13 protein-coding genes and 2 pseudogenes are annotated in these 16,870 nt (G+C 70.5%); 8 read left to right on the forward strand and 7 right to left on the reverse strand.

Features of this window, described 5'->3' with window-relative positions; translation table 11 throughout:
* The first annotated feature begins 64 nt into the window (after window positions 1–64).
* Together IF78_RS0103695 and IF78_RS0103700 are read left to right on the forward strand one after the other, a co-directional pair.
* Window positions 65–2,329, forward strand: a complete 2,265-nt coding sequence (locus tag IF78_RS0103695) for an MMPL family transporter (RefSeq protein ID WP_051827481.1) — start codon at window positions 65–67, stop codon at window positions 2,327–2,329.
* 115 nt (window positions 2,330–2,444) lie between these two features.
* A complete protein-coding gene (locus tag IF78_RS0103700) occupies window positions 2,445–3,488 on the forward strand; it encodes a zinc-dependent alcohol dehydrogenase family protein (protein ID WP_031478635.1) in 1,044 nt (347 codons plus the stop codon).
* On the opposite strand, the gene IF78_RS0103705 is transcribed toward IF78_RS0103700, so the two are convergent.
* From IF78_RS0103705 to IF78_RS0103720, 4 genes are all read right to left on the reverse strand, one after another.
* Window positions 3,469–4,062 (reverse strand): GNAT family N-acetyltransferase, encoded by a 594-nt coding sequence (locus IF78_RS0103705; RefSeq protein ID WP_031478636.1) that lies wholly within the window; start codon window positions 4,060–4,062, stop codon window positions 3,469–3,471. The genes IF78_RS0103700 and IF78_RS0103705 overlap by 20 nt on opposite strands.
* Window positions 4,063–4,115: 53 nt before the next feature.
* Window positions 4,116–4,316, reverse strand: coding sequence for a helix-turn-helix transcriptional regulator (locus tag IF78_RS0103710; protein ID WP_031478637.1), 201 nt, complete (start codon window positions 4,314–4,316; stop codon window positions 4,116–4,118).
* A 366-nt stretch (window positions 4,317–4,682) separates the two neighbouring features.
* Window positions 4,683–5,618, reverse strand: coding sequence for a helix-turn-helix domain-containing protein (locus IF78_RS43300; RefSeq protein ID WP_078662288.1), 936 nt, complete (start codon window positions 5,616–5,618; stop codon window positions 4,683–4,685).
* A gap of 130 nt (window positions 5,619–5,748) precedes the next feature.
* Window positions 5,749–6,675, reverse strand: a complete 927-nt coding sequence (locus IF78_RS0103720; protein ID WP_031478640.1) for a sugar phosphate isomerase/epimerase family protein — start codon at window positions 6,673–6,675, stop codon at window positions 5,749–5,751.
* A 123-nt stretch (window positions 6,676–6,798) separates the two neighbouring features.
* Here IF78_RS0103720 and iolC point away from each other — a divergent pair, with 123 nt between their 5' ends.
* The 6 genes and pseudogenes from iolC to IF78_RS0103745 all read left to right on the forward strand — a co-directional run bounded on the left by iolC (window position 6,799) and on the right by IF78_RS0103745 (window position 13,843).
* Entirely contained in the window at window positions 6,799–7,749 is a 951-nt protein-coding gene (iolC, locus tag IF78_RS0103725; protein ID WP_031478641.1) for a 5-dehydro-2-deoxygluconokinase, read from the forward strand.
* Window positions 7,746–8,627: a Cgl0159 family (beta/alpha)8-fold protein gene (locus IF78_RS0103730; RefSeq protein WP_031478643.1), complete on the forward strand. Its 882-nt coding sequence runs from the start codon at window positions 7,746–7,748 to the stop codon at window positions 8,625–8,627. Before iolC ends, IF78_RS0103730 begins: the two co-directional genes overlap by 4 nt.
* 19 nt (window positions 8,628–8,646) lie before the next feature.
* Window positions 8,647–8,793 (forward strand): annotated as a pseudogene (locus tag IF78_RS50785) (5-deoxy-glucuronate isomerase); the annotation flags it as partial.
* A gap of 50 nt (window positions 8,794–8,843) precedes the next feature.
* Window positions 8,844–10,727, forward strand: coding sequence for a 3D-(3,5/4)-trihydroxycyclohexane-1,2-dione acylhydrolase (decyclizing) (gene iolD, locus IF78_RS0103735; protein WP_031478644.1), 1,884 nt, complete (start codon window positions 8,844–8,846; stop codon window positions 10,725–10,727).
* Between the two features lie 14 nt (window positions 10,728–10,741).
* Window positions 10,742–12,244, forward strand: coding sequence for a CoA-acylating methylmalonate-semialdehyde dehydrogenase (gene mmsA / locus IF78_RS0103740; RefSeq protein WP_031478645.1), 1,503 nt, complete (start codon window positions 10,742–10,744; stop codon window positions 12,242–12,244).
* A 201-nt stretch (window positions 12,245–12,445) separates the two neighbouring features.
* A complete protein-coding gene (locus tag IF78_RS0103745; protein ID WP_031478647.1) occupies window positions 12,446–13,843 on the forward strand; it encodes an APC family permease in 1,398 nt (465 codons plus the stop codon).
* Between the two features lie 28 nt (window positions 13,844–13,871).
* Here IF78_RS0103745 and IF78_RS0103750 read toward each other — a convergent pair whose 3' ends face one another.
* The 3 genes and pseudogenes from IF78_RS0103750 to IF78_RS0103760 all read right to left on the reverse strand — a co-directional run bounded on the left by IF78_RS0103750 (window position 13,872) and on the right by IF78_RS0103760 (window position 16,821).
* Entirely contained in the window at window positions 13,872–14,705 is an 834-nt protein-coding gene (locus IF78_RS0103750; RefSeq protein WP_078662290.1) for an AAC(3) family N-acetyltransferase, read from the reverse strand.
* Window positions 14,706–14,749: 44 nt separating this feature from the next.
* A pseudogene (locus IF78_RS0103755) lies at window positions 14,750–15,835 on the reverse strand (FxsB family cyclophane-forming radical SAM/SPASM peptide maturase); the annotation flags it as partial.
* A 155-nt stretch (window positions 15,836–15,990) separates the two neighbouring features.
* On the reverse strand, window positions 15,991–16,821 hold the full coding sequence (locus tag IF78_RS0103760) for a hypothetical protein (RefSeq protein WP_158751258.1): 831 nt from the start codon (window positions 16,819–16,821) through the stop codon (window positions 15,991–15,993).
* Window positions 16,822–16,870 lie beyond the last annotated feature (49 nt).

Genomic DNA, 16,870 nt, shown 5'->3' on the forward strand with positions numbered 1-16,870 from the left:
CAGTGACGGCTCCATGCTGCCTTGCCGCACACAGCACGGATCAGGGTGAAGGGGACACCGCACAATGACCGAAGTCAACAGGCCACCCCGCCTCGGAGGCTGGACCCGCTTCGTAACGGCCCGCCCCCGCTTGTCACTGCTCGTGGCCCTGGTGCTCACCGCGCTCGCGGTGGTGGCCGGCAGCGGCGTCGCCGACCGGCTGGGCAGCGGCGGCTGGGAGGACCCGAACGCCGGATCGACGTACGCGACCAAGGCGCTGGAGCGCGAGTTCCCCGCCTCCCAGCCCAACCTCCTGCTCCTGGTGGACGCGGGCAGTGCCTCTGTGGACGACCCCGCGGTCGCCGCCGAGGCCAAGAGGCTCACGGAGCGCCTGGCCGCCGAGAAGGGCGTCACAGGGGTCGGCTCCTACTGGCAGGCGGACCCCTCGTCGGCCCCCGCCCTGCGCGCCGAGGACGGCCATGAGGCGCTGATCGCCGCCCGGATCACGGGCGAGGAGAAGGACATGGGGGAGACCCTGGACCGCCTCGCGCCCGAGTTCCGGGGTGCGCACGGGCCGGTGGAGGTCAGCGTCGGCGGCCCGGTCGCCGTGCGGCACGAGATGCAGACGATCATCCAGGAGGACCTGCTCCGTGCCGAGATGATCGCCCTGCCGGTCACCCTGGTACTGCTGGTCATGGTCTTCGGCAGCGCGGTCGCGGCCCTGCTGCCGCTCGGCATCGGCATCGTCGCGATCCTCGGCACGAACGCGGTGCTGCGCGGCCTGACGGAGTTCACGGACGTGTCGGTCTTCGCGATGAACCTCACCACGGCCATGGGCCTCGGCCTCGCCATCGACTACGCCCTGTTCATCGTGCGCCGCTTCCGCGAGGAACTCACCGCCGGCGCCGAGCCCTTGGCGGCGGTCGGCACGACCCTGCGCACGGCCGGCCGCACGGTCCTCTTCTCGGCCCTCACGGTCGCGGTCTCCCTCGCGGCGATGCTGCTCTTCCCGCAGTACTTCCTGCGCTCCTTCGCCTACGCCGGGATAGCGGTGGTGCTGCTGGCCGCGGCTGCCGCGCTGATCCTGCTCCCGGCGGCACTGGTCCTGCTCGGCCACCGCGTCAACTCCCTGGACCTGCGCCGCCTGTTCCGGCGCGGACGGCGGAACGGGTCCGGAGAGGCACTCGATCAGGCATCCGGTGCCACGGAGAGCAGGGCCTGGACCCGCACGGCGAACCTCGTCATGCGCCGCGCTCCCTTCTTCGCCCTGGGCACCACCGCCGTCCTGGTACTGCTCGGACTGCCCTTCCTGGGCGTGAAGTTCGGCACCGCCGACGACCGCCAGCTGCCGTCGAGCGCCGAGTCCCATGTGGTGCAGCAGCACATCCGTGACGGCTTCCCGGGCAGCCCCGGCGGCGGCCTGGAGGTGTTCGCCGAGGGACCCGCGACTCAGGCGCAGTACGCCGACTACAAGGAACGGATCGCGGCCCTCCCGGAGGTGCTCCGCGTCGACGGCCCGCTGGTGAAGGGCGACTCCGCGTACTTCACGGTGCAGCCGAAGGGCGAGGCGGTGGACGACCCGGCCCAGCGCCTGGTGGGCGAACTGCGCGCCACGCAGGCGCCCTTCGACACCGAGGTGACCGGCGCGGCGGCCGTGCTGGTCGACTCCAAGGACGCGATAGCCGAACGCCTGCCCCTGGCGGCCGCCTTCATCGCCGTCGTCACCCTGCTGCTGGTGTTCCTGCTGACCGGCAGTGTGCTGATCCCGATCCAGGCGGTCGTGCTCAACGCGCTGAGCCTGACGGCGATGTTCGGCGCCGTGGTCTGGGTCTTCCAGGACGGCCATCTGTCCGGACTGCTCGGCTTCACCAGCCCCGGCTCGATCGAGACGACCCTTCCGGTGCTGATGTTCTGCGTCGCCTTCGGCCTGTCGATGGACTACGGCGTGTTCCTGCTCTCCCGCATCAAGGAGGAGTACGACGCGACCGGCGACCACGACCAGGCGGTCCGCCACGGCCTGCAACGCACCGGCGGCCTGATAACCGCCGCCGCCGTGATCCTCGCGGTCGTGATGGTCGCGATAGGCACCTCCCGGGTGACCAACACCAAGATGCTCGGTCTCGGCATCGCCCTGGCGGTGCTGATGGACGCGATGATCGTCCGCAGTCTCCTGGTCCCGGCGGTCATGCGCCTCACCGGGCGGGCGACCTGGTGGGCGCCGGGGTCGCTGCGCCGGTTCCATGACCGGTTCGGGATGAGCGAGTCGGGGGGTGAACTCGAGCCCGCCGCTGTGGAGGATCGACACAAGGAGCGGGACCAGGAACGGGACAAGGTGGCCGCGCGCGGCTGACCTCGCGCGGCTGACCTCCTTGGAAGCGCGCGCAGGTGCCGTACCGCAACCCCACCGGAGCGTCTAGCGTTCGCGATGATCTCCGTGCAAGGGGTGCGGCCGAAAGGAGACCGGGATGCGGGCTGTCGTGTTCGAGCAGTACGGGGAACGGGCCGAGGTGCGCGAGGTGCCCGACCCGCACCCCGCCCCCCACGGGGTGACCGTGCGGGTCGAGGCGACGGGGCTGTGCCGCAGCGACTGGCACGGCTGGCAGGGGCACGACCCGGACATCACGCTGCCGCATGTGCCCGGCCATGAACTCGCCGGTGTCATCGAGGCGGTGGGCGACCGGGTGACCGGCTGGCGGCCCGGCGACCGGGTCACCGTGCCGTTCGTGTGCGCCTGCGGCAGCTGCCGGGCGTGTGCGGCGGGCGACCAGCAGGTGTGCGAGCGCCAGACCCAGCCCGGCTTCACCCACTGGGGCTCCTTCGCGCAGTACGTGGCGCTGGACCACGCCGACGTCAACCTCGTCGCCGTGCCCGCCGGGATGTCCTTCGCGACGGCGGCCTCGCTCGGCTGCCGGTTCGCCACGGCGTTCCGCGCGGTCGTGCAGCAGGGCCGGGTGGCGGCGGGGGAGTGGGTCGCGGTGCACGGCTGCGGCGGGGTCGGCCTGTCGGCGGTGATGATCGCGGCGGCGTCGGGCGCACGGGTCGTCGCGGTGGACGTCTCACCGCAGGCCCTGGACCTGGCGCGGAAGTTCGGGGCGGCGGAGTGCGTGGACGCGTCGGGCACACCGGACACGGCGGCCACGATCCACGCCCTCACCGACGGCGGCGCCCATCTCTCCCTGGACGCCCTCGGCTCCCCCGTCACCTGCGCCGCGTCCGTCAGCTGCCTGCGCCGCCGGGGCCGGCACATCCAGGTGGGTCTGCTGCCGTCGACGTCCGGCACGACACCCGTACCCATGGCCCGCGCGATCGCCCTGGAACTGGAGATCCTGGGCAGCCACGGCATGGCGGCGCACACCTACCCGCCGATGCTGGAGCTGGTGCGGGCGGGCGTGCTGCGGCCGGATCTGCTGGTGACATCGACGATCTCGCTGGACTCGGTGCCGACAGCGTTGGAGGCGGTGGGGACGGCGCCGGGGGCGGGGGTGACCGTTATCGAGCCGTGGAGTTGAGAGCGGTGAGGTCGGGGCGGCCGCGATGGGATGCCCACTCGCCCTCGAGGATGGCCATGACCACCCAGTCGACCCACTGGCCGTCCCTCAGGTCGGCCTCCCGTCGGACGCCCTCCACCACGAACCCGACCTTCTCGTACACGCGCAGGGCACGGTGGTTGTGGCCGTAGGCCTCCAACTGGATGCGATGCAGCCCGAGTTGCTCGAAGCCATGGCCGACTATGAGACGGGTGGCCTCGGTGCCGAGCCCTCGATTGCGCCCACGAGGCCCGATGAGGGTGCGGAAGACGCAACTGCGTGCCGCGGCATCCCACTCGTACAGCACGACCTCGCCGACGAGTTCGCCGGAGGAGCGGTCGGTGACGGCCAGATCGAGACGGTCGTGCTGGTCGGACCGGCTGCCGTACCAGGAGCGCAGCCGCTCGAGGGTGAACTCCTCGGAGGACTCGTCGGTGAAGCGCAGGACCTCGGGGTCCTCGATGATGTCCGCCATGACCTCGGCGTCGGCCTCGGTGAACGGCCGTAGCACGGTTCGCTCGCCAGTGAGGACGGGCTTGTTGGAGAAGTCGCTCATGGCACGGACTGTGCCCCACGCGCGAGGTGGGGCACATGTCATTTTCGGGGAGGTCAGTCCGCCCTCCGCCCCCGGTTGCCCGGCCGGGACTCCACCCAGGCCCGGACCGTGTCGGGATACCAGAACGGCTTGCCGCCCTCCACGTGGTCGGGCGGTGGCAGCAGCCCGTGCTTGCGGTACGACCGCACGGTGTCCGGCTGCACCTTGATGTGTGCCGCGATCTCCTTGTAGGACCAGAGCGTTCGGTCGGTCATCGGTTGCACCTCCCTGCGCGCGCAGCGGCGGCGACCGGGGGCGGTCGTCGTGGGGACCGTGCGCTGCGCTGGCGATCACAAAACCTGCGCCCGGTCAACGGCGGAGAGTGAGGCGCGGACAGGGCCTGTGCGCCAGGTGTGACGCAAGGCCTGCGGACATGCGACATGCGTGACAGGAAAGATGCGCTTGTGACACAGGTGCCGCAAAGGCGCACGCAGGTGCCGGGGCGCGGCGCGTTGACAGCCGTCGCCTCGGTCGCCGACCAACGCCGACCCTCAACGCAACGGTGGGTCGGACCCGCTGCGCCGGGCCCGACCCACCAGCTCCCCCGCCTCCTGCGGCTCGCCGAGGATCAAAGCCTGTACTCAGCCAAGGTCACGAGTCTTGGAAAAATGCGCACCGCGACCGGATGCGAGGACGAGACTCGTCGCCTCGCCCGCCAGCCGGTCCGGCAGGGGCGTCCCGGCCGGCACGCCTCGCGCCGCCGTGAACTCGCGCGGCGTGCACCCCGTCATCGCCTTGAACTCCCCGCTCAGATGCGCCTGGTCATAGAACCCGCAGGCCGCCGCCGTCTCCGCCTGCCCGCGCCCCGCCGCCAGCAGCCGGCGTGCCCGCTGCAGCCGCAGCACGCGTGCCGCCGCCTTCGGCCCCAGTCCGATCTGCTCCCGGAAGCGGTTCTCCAGATGCCGTACGCTCCACCCAACCTCCTCGGCGAGCCGCCCCACCGGCACCGACCCACCCGTGCGCACCAGCTCCGCCCAGGCCCGCACCACCCGGGCCGAACACGGCGTACCGGCGTCCGACCAGCGCGCGAACACGTCGTCGAGCAGCCCGAACCGATCCGCCCAGGTCGGCAACGCGGCCAGCGCGGCGGCGAGTTCGCCGATGCGGGTGGGCAGGGCGTGCGGCAGCTCGTCGGGGTCGACGGTGCGATTGGCGAGCTCGTACTGCGGCGTACCGAACAACGTGAACGCCGCCCACGGCATCAATTGCACCTCGATACCGCCCAGTCGACCGCTGTGCTCACCGACGGCCGGGGTGGTCGTGGGCCCGCAGTAGACGGAGACGAGGGTGTCGGTTGGCCGGCCGGCACGCGCGATCCGTACGGGTTCGCCGAAGCCGAGCAGCAGTGTCGCAGCGCCGATGGGCGCTTCCAGCCGCCGCCGAGGCCGATCCAGACAGAGCCGGATCCCGCGATAACTGATCACTCCGGGCCGGAGACGGGGATGGGGCAGCGTGAGGGCGATCTCCCAAGAGCCCCAGGGCCCACGCCCCGACCGCACACGCACGGCACTTGTCATCCACCCATGCTGCAACGCCCCCAGGGGCGCGGGGCTGTTATCGATGTGCGGCTCCGCCGCGTGGGCGCGACCAGCCCCGGACAAGCCGCACTCGCCCCATCACAGAACCCGGCCACCCCACTAGGCGCCCCTACGCCCCGCACGACCTCAAGAACGCCCGAGTCCGCTGAGCAATGGGCAACGGCTTGTCCGGTGAACACGGATACATGTCCTGCTCGACAATCGCGAACAGATCCACATCCAGCTTCTGCGCAGCCTCCAGCACCGGCCCCAACGCAGGCACGCCACCCGGCGGTTCACACATCACACCCTGCGCCACGGCCGGCCCGAACGGCGTCCCCTTCGCCCGCACATCGGCGAGGATCTCGGGGTCGACCTGCTTGAGGTGCAGGTACCCGATCCGCGACCCGTACGTCTCGATCAGCTTGACGCTGTCCCCGCCGCAGTACGCGTAGTGCCCGGTGTCCAGGCACAGCGACACGAGGTCGGAGTCCGTCCCGTCCAGGAACCGGACGACGTTCTCCTCGCTGTCGATGTGTGTGTCGGCATGCGGATGGACGACGATCTGCAACCCGTACCGCTCACGCACCTCCCGCCCCAGCCGCTCGGTCAGCGAGGTCAGATTCCGCCACTGCTCGGGCGTCAGCGTGTCCGGCTCCAGCACCTCACCGGTCTTGTCGTCCCGCCAGAAGGACGGGATGACCACCAAATGGGACGCCCCCATGGCCTGCGCGAGCACCGCGTTGTCCGCGACGTGCGCCCAGGTCTTCTCCCAGACGGCCTCGCCGTGGTGCAGGCCGGTGAACACGGTGCCGGCCGACACCTTGAGACCCCTGCGCGCCACCTCCTCGGAGAGGACCGCGGGGTCGGTCGGCAGGTACCCGTACGGGCCCAGCTCGATCCACTCGTAGCCGGACTCGGCGACCTCGTCGAGGAAGCGCTGCCAGGGGACCTGCTGAGGGTCGTCGGGGAACCACACACCCCACGAGTCGGGAGCCGACCCGATGCGGATGCGGGAGAGACCAGGAGAAGGCGACTGAGGTGACAACGACGTCATGGCGGTCAGCCTCCGGGCAGGGGAACGCGCTGTCAAGGTCTGGTCCGAATGTCTGGACAAAACATTGACAGGGCTGTGTGGGTCGGACTACAAAGCCGGGAGAGCCGATACGAAGGGAACGCGATGGCGCACGACCTGATCACCATGGGGCGGATCGGAGTGGACCTCTACCCGCTGCAGACCGGCGTCCCGCTGCCGCAGGTCACCTCCTTCGGCAAGTTCCTCGGCGGCTCGGCGACGAACGTCGCGGTCGCCGCGGCCCGCCTGGGACGCCGTACCGCGGTGATCACCCGCACCGGCGACGACCCCTTCGGCACCTACCTCCACGAGGCCCTCCAGGGCTTCGGCGTCGACGACCGCTGGGTCACCCCGGTCCCCGGCCTGCCCACCCCGGTCACCTTCTGCGAGGTCTTCCCGCCGGACGACTTCCCGCTGTACTTCTACCGGCAGCCCAAGGCCCCGGACCTGGAGATCGACGCCCACGAGCTCGACCTCGACGCCATCCGAGGCGCCCGGATCTTCTGGATCACCGGCACCGGCCTGAGCGAGGAGCCCAGCCGTACGGCGACGCTCGCGGCCCTCGCCCACCGCGCCAAGTCCGGCATCACGGTCTTCGACCTCGACTGGCGCCCCATGTTCTGGACGGACCCGGACGCGGCCCGCCCGTTCTACGCCGAGGCCCTCAAGCACACCACCGTCGCCGTCGGCAACCTCGACGAGGTGGAGGTCGCCACCGGCGTACGCGAGCCCCACGCAGCCGCCCGCGCACTGCTGGACGCCGGTGTCGAGATCGCGGTCGTCAAGCAGGGCCCCAAGGGCGTCCTCGCCGTCAACAGCAAGGGTGACCAGGCCGAGGTCCCGCCCCTGCCGGTCGACGTCCTCAACGGGCTCGGTGCCGGTGACGCCTTCGGCGGCTCCCTCTGCCACGGTCTGCTCGAGGGCTGGGAGCTGGAGAAGATCATGCGGCACGCCAACGCGGCCGGCGCCATCGTCGCCTCCCGCCTGGAGTGCTCGTCCGCGATGCCGACGCCGGACGAGATCGAGGCCGCCCTTGCCGCGGGGGCCGTCAAGTGACCGTCGACATCGCCGAACTCGTGCGCCTGCGCACCCAGCGCCCCGAGGCGATAGCGGAGGCCGCGGCCCGCCGCACCCGCAGGCCCCTCCTCGGCGACTCCGGCCGGCTGATGATCGTCGCCGCCGACCACCCGGCCCGCGGCGCCCTCGGCGTCGGCGACCGGGGGCTCGCCATGGCCAACCGCGCCGACCTGCTGCAGCGCCTCTGCCTGGCGCTGTCCCGCCCCGGTGTCGACGGCGTCCTCGCGACCGCCGACATCCTCGACGACCTGCTCCTGCTCGGCGCCCTCGACGGCAAGGTCGTCATGGGCTCGATGAACCGCGGCGGCCTGCAGGGCGCCGCCTTCGAGCTCGACGACCGCTTCACCGGCCACCGCCCCGAGGACATCCAGCGCCTCGGCTTCGACGCCGGCAAGCTGCTCCTGCGCATCGACTACGCCGACCCGGGGTCGCTGACCACCATGGAGTCGACCGCCCGCGCCATCGACGACATGGCCGCGCGTCGACTCCCGGTCTTCGTCGAGCCGTTCATCAGCCACCGCACCCCCGAGGGCAAGGTCAGGAACGACCTGTCCGCCGAGGCCGTCACCAAGTCCATCGCCATCGCCTCGGGTCTCGGCGGCACCTCCGCCTACACCTGGCTGAAGCTGCCGGTCACCGACAACCCCGACGACATGGCCGAGGTCATGGCGACGTCCACGCTGCCCGCCGTGCTGCTCGGCGGCGAGGTCGGGGACGACCAGGAGGGGGCGTACGAGAAATGGCGCGGCGCACTCCAACTGCCCACCGTGCGGGGCCTGGTGGTCGGCCGTTCGCTGCTCTACCCGGCGGACGGGGACGTCGCGGCCGCGGTGGACACTGCCGTAGGACTGCTGTGAGGTCCCCATGACCACGAGCCGTACGTTCCGCCCACCGATCGCCTCCGGCGCGGGTAGCCGCTTTGCTTTGGCAGGAGCGAAGTGCGAGCGAAGACTCCCCGCCCGCTACGGCCCCGCGCCGGAGGTCCCCGAGACGGCCCGTCGAGTCGTACGGGGCGGCGGAACCGTACGTGAGTGGCGGATCCACTTCCGCCCGGACCACACGGAGGGTTACCGATGACCTCAACGACGAGGGCCACGGTCGCACAGGCGCTCGTCCGCTTCCTGTCCGCCCAGTACACCGAGCGCGACGGAGTACGACAGCGCCTGATCGGCGCCACCTGGGGCATCTTCGGCCACGGCAACGTCGCCGGGATCGGCCAGGCGCTCATCGAGTACGGCGAGGTCATGCCGTACCACCAGGGCCGCAACGAACAGGCGATGGTGCACGCGGCGGTCGGTTACGCGCGCCAGTCCAACCGCCTGTCCACGCACGCCGTGACCACCTCGATCGGCCCCGGCGCGACCAACCTCGTCACCGGCGCCGCCCTCGCCACCGTCAACCACCTCCCGGTCCTGCTCCTCCCCGGCGACATCTTCGCCACCCGCCCCGCCGACCCGGTCCTCCAGCAGCTCGAAGTGCCGTACGCGGGCGATGTTTCGGTCAACGACTGTCTGCGCCCGGTGTCGAAGTACTTCGACCGGATCACGCGCCCCGAAGCCCTGATCCCGTCCGCGCTGAATGCCATGCGTGTGCTGACGGACCCCGTCGAGACCGGCGCCGTCACGCTGGCGCTGCCGCAGGACGTGCAGGCCGAGGCGTACGACTGGCCGGACGACTTCTTCGCCGAGCGCACCTGGGTCGTCCGCCGCCCGGGGGCGGACCCGACCGAACTCGCCGAAGCGGTACGGGCGATCAGGTCCGCCCGCAGGCCCCTGATCATCGCCGGCGGCGGCGTCCACCACAGCCGCGCCGAGGAGGCCCTCGCCGAGTTCGCGGAGGCCACCCGCATCCCCGTCGCCTCCACACAGGCCGGCAAGGGCTCCCTGCGCTACGACCACCCCCAGGACGTCGGCGGAGTCGGCCACACCGGCACCGCCACCGCCGACGAACTCGCCCGCACCGCCGACCTGGTGATCGGCGTCGGCACCCGCTACACCGACTTCACCACCGCCTCCGGCACCCTCTTCGCCGGCGAGGGTGTCCGCTTCCTCAACCTCAACATCGCGCCCTTCGACGGCCACAAGCTCGCCGGGATGCCGCTGATCGCGGACGCCCGCAGCGGCCTGCAGGAGCTGACGGCCGCCCTCGACATGCACGCGCACCGGGTCGCCGACGGCTACCTCGCCGAGTACACCGAGGACAAGGAGCGCTGGGAGCAGCGCGTCGACGCCTGCTACGAGGCGGACGAGCCGGACGTACGGCCGACACAGCCGCAGGTGCTCGGGGCCCTGGACGCTCTGGTGGACGAGTCGGACGTGATCATCAACGCGGCCGGCTCCCTCCCCGGCGATCTGCACAAGCTGTGGCGCGCGCGCTCGCGGGACCAGTACCACCTGGAGTACGGCTACTCCTGCATGGGCTACGAGATCCCGGCCGCGATCGGCGTGAAGCTGGCCGCTCCCGAGCGCAACGTGTGGGCGTTCGTCGGCGACGGCACGTATCTGATGATGCCGACGGAGATCGTGACCGCCGTGCAGGAGGGCGTCGCGATCAAGGTGTTGCTGGTGCAGAACCACGGGTACGCGTCCATCGGCGGACTGTCCGAGGAGACGGGCGCCGAGCGTTTCGGCACGGCCTACCGCTACCGCGCGGACGACGGCACCTTCACAGGCGCCCCGCTCCCAGTCGACCTGGCCGCCAACGCCGCGAGCCTCGGCATGCGGGTGCTGCGCGCGAAGACCGTACGGGATCTGCGCGAGGCGCTCGCGCAGGCCCGGGCCGCCGACACTCCCACATGTGTCTACGTCGAGACCCAAACGGCAGACACAGTGTCGGGCCCGCCGCCGGCGCAGGCCTGGTGGGATGTTCCCGTGGCCGAGACCGCGACCCGACCGTCGGCGGTCAAGGCACGGGAGCTGTACGAACGGCACGTCTCGACCCGACGCCGCCATCTGTGAAGGAGAAACCGGTCATGACGAAGATCGTCAACCACTGGATCGGCGGCAAGACCGTCGAAGGCGCGTCGGGCACGTTCGGGCCGGTCACCGACCCGGCGACCGGCGCGGTCACCACGAAGGTCGCGTTCGCCTCGGTCGACGAGGTGGACGCGGCGGTCGCGGCCGCCAAGGAGGCCTTCGTGACGTGGGGCCAGTCCTCGCTGGCCCAGCGCACCTCGATCCTGTTCAAGTTCCGGGCGCTGCTGGACGCCCACCGCGACGAGATCGCCGAGCTGATCACCGCCGAGCACGGCAAGGTGCACTCCGACGCGCTCGGCGAGGTGGCACGTGGCCTGGAGATCGTCGACCTCGCGTGCGGCATCAACGTGCAGTTGAAGGGCGAGCTGTCGACGCAGGTCGCCAGCCGGGTCGACGTCTCGTCCATCCGGCAGCCGCTGGGTGTCGTCGCGGGCATCACGCCGTTCAACTTCCCGGCGATGGTGCCGATGTGGATGTTCCCCATCGCCATCGCGTGCGGCAACACCTTCGTGCTGAAGCCGAGCGAGAAGGACCCGTCGGCGTCGGTCAAGCTCGCCGAACTGCTGGCGGAGGCCGGTCTCCCGGACGGCGTCTTCAACGTCGTGCACGGCGACAAGGTGGCCGTCGACCGCCTCCTCGAGCACCCCGACGTCAAGGCGGTGTCGTTCGTCGGCTCGACCCCGATCGCCCGCTACATCCACACCACCGCCTCCGCCAACCACAAGCGCGTCCAGGCGCTCGGCGGCGCCAAGAACCACATGCTGGTCCTGCCGGACGCCGACCTGGACGCGGCGGCGGACGCGGCCGTATCGGCGGCGTACGGCTCGGCGGGCGAACGCTGCATGGCCATCTCCGCGGTCGTGGCCGTCGGCTCGATCGGCGACGAGCTGGTGGAGAAGATCCGCGAGCGCGCCGAGAAGATCAAGATCGGCCCCGGCAACGACCCGACCTCTGAGATGGGCCCGCTGATCACCAAGGTCCACCGCGACAAGGTGGCGTCGTACGTCGAGGGCGCGGCGGCCGAGGGCTGCGAGGTCGTCCTCGACGGCACCGGCTACACGGTCGACGGCTTCGAGGACGGCCACTGGATCGGCATCTCCCTGCTCGACAAGGTGCCGACCAGCGCGAAGGCGTACCAGGACGAGATCTTCGGCCCCGTCCTGTGCGTGCTGCGCGCCGAGACGTACGAGGACGGCGTGGCGCTGATCAACAGCTCGCCGTTCGGCAACGGCACCGCGATCTTCACCCGGGACGGCGGCGCCGCCCGCCGCTTCCAACTGGAGATCGAGGCGGGCATGGTCGGCGTCAACGTCCCGATCCCGGTCCCCGTCGGCTACCACAGCTTCGGTGGCTGGAAGGACTCGCTCTTCGGCGACCACCACATCTACGGCAACGACGGCACGCACTTCTACACCCGCGGCAAGGTCGTCACCACCCGCTGGCCCGACCCGGCGGACGCCCCCTCCGGCGTCGACCTCGGGTTCCCGCGCAACCACTGACGCCGAGCGTGTGGGGCCGTCCGGATCGCGGACGGCCCCATTTTTTTTGCGGGCCCGCGCTGCGATTCCCGCAGGCCCGGAAGTCGCGTTGTATTGCGGCTTGAACGCAACGTTAACACGCGTCAAGATGCCATCTGACAACGAATTCCGTAGGTAATCAGCCATTGACGTGATGTTTTCCGTCAATGTTGCATCCCCCTCGTGACCGACACCCTCACCCCTGTCGAGGGCGCCGTCGTCAAGGCGTCGGACAGCCCCCAGAAGCTCAAGCGCTCGATCGGCGTCGTCGGCGGCACCCTGCTCACGCTCTCCTGCGTGACCCCCGCCTCCACCCTGTTCGTCGTCGTCCCCGACCTGTTCGGCTCGCTGGGCACCGCCACCGCCCTCACGATCGCCATCGGCTCCCTCCTCTGCATCGCCGTGGCGTTCTGCTACTCGGAGCTGGGCACCCTCATCCCCAGCGCGGGCGGCGAGTACGCGATGGTGTCCACGCTGGCCGGACGGCTGGCGGGCTGGCTGGTCTTCGTACTGTCCCTGCTGGTCGTCATGATCGTGCCGCCGGTGATCGCGATGGGCACGGCCGACTACCTCGCCCCGATCGTCGATCTCGACCCGTCCATGGCGGGCGCCGCCGTCATGCTGCTCGCCACCCTCGCCGGCCTGCTCGACCTGCGCGCCAACGCCTGGATCACCGGCGTCTTCCTGGTCCTGGAGGTCATCGCCGCGGCCGTCGTGGCGGTCCTGGGCTTCGCCCACTCCGAGCGCGGACCCGGCAGCCTGGTCTCGCTGGAGGTGGCCGGCGCGGACGGCCGTACGGACACGGTGACGGCCCTGCTGATCGTCTCCGGGCTCGCGATCGCCCTCTTCGTCACCCAGGGCTTCTCGACCGCCGTCTACCTCTCCGAGGAAATGGACGACCCGCGCCGCAACGTCGCCCGCACGGTCCTGGCCACCCTCGGCATCTCGGCTGTGATCATCCTGGTCCCGGTCGTCGCCATCACGCTCGGCGCGTCGAACCTCGACGAACTGACCGGCGGCGACATCGGCACCATGGTGACGGCCTGGTCCAACTCCGCCGTCGGCACCTTCGTCAGCCTCTGCGTGGCGCTCGCGATCGTCAACGCGGGCATCGTGATGGTCATCCAGAACTCCCGCGTCCTGTTCGCCTCCGCCCGCGACAAGGCGTGGCCCGAGCCGGTCAACAACGTCCTGGCCAAGCTCGGCCGCTTCGGCTCCCCGTGGGTAGCCACCCTCGCGGTGGGCGTGCCCGGCGCGGCGCTGTGCTTCGTCGATCTCGACACGTTGTACGGCGTCACGGGGGTCTCGGTGACCGGGATGTACCTGCTCGTGGCGGTGGCCGCGCTGCTGGCCCGCCGAGGCACCCACAAGCACGGGTCGGCGTGGCGCATGCCGCTGTGGCCCGCGATGCCGGTGCTGCTGATCGTGGTGCTGGTGTACATCCTGAGCCAACAGGAGACGGAGTACCTGCTGTGGACGAGCGGCATTACGGCGGTCGCGACTCTGTACTGGGCCCTCTACCTCCGCCCGCGCCGCGACACCCGCTGGCTGGTGACGCTCCCGGAGGACGCGCGGTCCTGAGCCGGCGTAGGGCGACAACGGGTCCTGGCTACCCTCTGCCGGAACCTGTGCGGTGGACCGGCAGCCACCGGACCGCGTGATCGACGGCCGTCCTGAAAGCGAACAGCCGTGCCGTGGCCCTGCCCACCGTCGCGGTCCGGATGGCGGCGCCGCTCCGTTCGAAGGAGGCGCCGACCTCCGCGAAGTCGCTGTCGTCGAGTGCCACGTCCGTGTAACTCCACCAGGTCCGGGCACCCCGGTCCCGGATCACGCAGTGGTACTCGCGGACCGGCTTCTCGGGCACGCGGTATTCGGCCAGGTGGAACGCGGTGCACGAGGCGAAGCCCACGCCGAGGAGCAACACCTCGGCCCCCATGTCGTACAGCTTGGCCATGGGGGAGTCCTCGCCGAGGTGGCAGCGCGGTGCATGGCCGGAGACGATCTGCCGGGCGAGCGGGCCGATGGCCGCGAACGAGGTCTGGGGATGATCGCTTCGCAAGGCCTCGGGATGCGTGCGCACCTCCTCGGCGAGGCGCCCGGTCGACCGGGCCGGTGTGCGAGCGGGATCGAACGGAGGCATCCGCCGGCGCACCTCCGCTACCTGTGTGGAGGTCAGCCCTTGCACGCTCTGCCAATACAGGGGGGAAGTGTCGGAGTTCTCCGGGGTGAAGGTGGGCACCACCAGGGTGCCGTCGGGGCCGAGGGCGGCCCGGAGCGCGCGCACCACTGTGCGGCTGCCGCCCCGCACCGGCCCCAGGCCACGCAGTGAGGAGTGGGTCAACAGGACCCCGCCGCGGCGGACACCGAGGGCGCGGAGCTCCTCGGTCAGGGTCTCCTCGTCCAAGGCCGACCGGTGCGTGGGGCCGCCGAGTCTGTGCGCCATGACCACCCCTTTCAGTTCTGGCCGCCGTGGGCGGACGCCGGGAAGCGGTCCCGGAAATGACGGATCAGCTTGGCCAGGTCGGGGCAGTGGACCGACGGGTTGTCGAATCCGTTGCCGGAGCGGAAGCGGTGTGCGTACAGGCCACCGCCGCACACCCGGACCAGCGGGCACGACCTGCATGTGGCGCACAGGTCCGCCAGTCCCCGGCGCCGCTCCCGCAGGCCTGGATGGTCGGCGACGTCGTCGAGGCTGTGGGAGAAGACGTCCATGCCGGTCGCCGCCGCGCCGTCGTAAGCCGTCTTGAGCGAGTCCGCCTGCTCGATGGTGCCGTCCGTCTCGATCACCACATGGTCCACCGAGGCGGTCCCCATGGACTCCACGAAACTCGGGCCGCCCGCAAGCAGACTGAGGATGGAGGCGAAGAAGCGCACCGGCACGGGACGGCCGGTTGCGAACCACTCGTCGGCGATGGTGATCAGCCAGTCGGCGTAGGGGGTGTCCGCGCCGCCCGGACGCGCGGGCGGACGGTCCCACGTGGCGTGGGGCAGCAGGAAGTCGATCCGCGGAGGGGCCAGTTCCAGTAGGGCCGAGTAAACCCGCAGCGGATCGTTCTCGGGATCGACGGTGCACAGCAGCCCCGCGAAAAGGTGCCGGTAGCGAGGCTGCCGCAGGAGCCGGATGCCTCGCTGGACGTGCTCGTGACTGCCGCGGCCGTCCCGGAAGCGGCGGTGGCGGTCGTGCGCCGACCTGTCGCCGTCCAGCGAAACGCCGACCTTGATGTCGTACTCCTCGAAGAGCTGGCAGAAGCGCTCGTCGAGTCGTACGGCGTTCGTCTGGATGCGAAGGTCCAGCCTGCAGTGACCGTCCAGAGCCCTGTGCAGTTCCTCCGCCATGCGGCGCAGGCGCGCGTGCCCGGCCAGCAACGGCTCGCCGCCGTGCAGGATGACGTGCATGGTGTCGAGCCCGTGGGAGGCGGCGTGTTCGGCGATGCGTGCGGCCGACTGTGAGATCACTTCGGGGGGCATGACGGGTGGCCGGCCACGCCAGCTGTGGTCGGCGTGCTCGTACACGTAGCAGTGGTCACAGGCCAGATCGCAACGGCTGTGCACCTTGAGGACGAACTGCTGCAACGCCCGGGCGGCAGGACGGGTCCCGCCGTCCTCAGATGCAGGAATTGAACGTGACGGGCCAGTCTCCGTCGGCACTGTGCGCCTCCACCTCCTCCGCCAGCTCGTTCGCCGCCCGGAACTGAGCCGGGACGCGCCCGGAGGACGCACCGGGCTCTTCACGACTCTTGAGCGAGAGCGCTGCGTATCTCGATTTCGGCTGCCCGGAGGCAGTGGAGGATTCGCTCATGTGTGTCTCCCACGGCATCGATTACCCGTATGCGGACGTAAACGTTGTCGAGCAAAGAGATCGCGGGCGCCGAGAAGCGTGCGGTGTACAGGCCGTCCCGGTCGACCGTGACGCCGAGCGGTGTGCCGACGCCGAGCGCGTGCAGATCGAAGTCCTTTCCGAGGCGCAGACCCAGTGCTTCGAGTTCGGCGACGGCGGCCGCGTATCCCAGCCACTGGACGTCCGCAGCGACAACCAGCTGGCCTTTGGGCTGCACGTGGTACGCCACGCTCTCGAGCGTGGCGCTGTGCATTCCGCCGTTGCGGAGGCCGACGACCCAGACGAGCGCCGGCCGTCCTCGCAACCGCGTCCTCCTGTTCCTCGCGTTCATGTCTCGGTTCACGTAGCCGTTCCAGCCGATGATCGGTCGGACCGCTCTCGCGAACTGAGCACGCCCGAGCACAAAGGCCAGACAGACGGCCAGCAGACTGCAGAGCGCCTCCGCGTCCAGCAGGGCAAGGCGCCACGGCCACTGCTCTTTGCGGGCCGGAGACAGATTCATCCTGGTCGCTTCCCAGAACACCATGGCGGTCAGTGCGACGAGCAGAACGACGGGTGTGGTGAAGAGCATCGGATTGCGGCGTACTCGGTGCTGGCGGTCGTCGAGATGCCCTGATCCCGGCAGAGGCGCGGGCGTGCCACCTGTCATGAAGTTGTTCTCCGCCTTCGTCCAGCGGTCGCTCGGGTGTCGCACAGTGTGACAGCGCAGGAAATGTCCCACCAGAAGCTTTTCCAGACAGTTCAGGAGCCTTTTTCCGGACGGTTGGCAG

This window comes from Streptomyces bicolor (assembly GCF_000719285.1).
Taxonomy (GTDB): domain Bacteria; phylum Actinomycetota; class Actinomycetes; order Streptomycetales; family Streptomycetaceae; genus Streptomyces; species Streptomyces bicolor.